Source organism: Pararhizobium sp. P1_E7, assembly GCF_056405855.1.
Genome location: NZ_JBFUBH010000245.1, coordinates 1 through 774 on the forward strand (window position 1 = coordinate 1; position 774 = coordinate 774).

Below are 774 nucleotides of genomic sequence, written 5' to 3' on the forward strand. Positions count from 1 at the left end.
CCCAAACTGTTGGACCTCTACCGCAAGGAGGAGATGACCTTCGAGCAACTTTCCGCCTTCACGGTTTCCGACGACCATGAGCGACAGGAACAGGTTTGGAATGGCCTATCCACATGGGATCGTCATGCAAGCCGGATTAAGTCGAACCTGTTGACGGACGAGGTTGCCAGCACGGACCGGCGGGTGAAATTCGTCGGGGGGCTGGACGCCTACGAGCAGGTAGGCGGAACCATTCGCCGCGATCTGTTTGACGCGGACGGCGGAGGTTATGCGCTTGATGTCGCATTGCTCGACAGGCTCGTATCCGAGAAGTTGGATGAAGCCACGGTGCCATATCGTCAGCATGGCTGGAAATGGGTGGAAGCGACTTCCGAACGCCCGGAATGGATGTTCAATGTACCGCGTGTCTATCCGGTGGGGGTCGAGCTTTCTGACGAAGTTCAAGCCGAATACGACGCGCTTTGCCAAGAGCATGACGAATTGGCAGAAATGATCAACAACGAGGCTGAGGAGGAGGGGGCGCACGAGCGCGTTGATGCGATCAACCGGCGGCTGGACGAGATTTCCGAAAGCAAGGAAACCTATTTGGCCGAAGATAAGGCGAGAAGTGGCATCGTGCTGTATGTTAACTATCACGGCAAGCTGGAAGCGGCGATCGGCATCATCAGGAAAGAGGACGAGGCCGGAGACGCGGACGACGGCGAAAACGGCAACGCCCCAGCAGGCGTTGAAGCCAAGGATGGCACCCCGAAGCTTACCCACCCGGCAACCCTG

At 57.8% G+C, this 774-nt stretch carries 1 pseudogene; it reads left to right on the plus strand.

Features of this window, described 5'->3' with window-relative positions:
- Window positions 1–33: 33 nt before the first annotated feature.
- Window positions 34–774, plus strand: a pseudogene (locus AC1D17_RS29215) (ParB/RepB/Spo0J family partition protein); the annotation flags it as partial.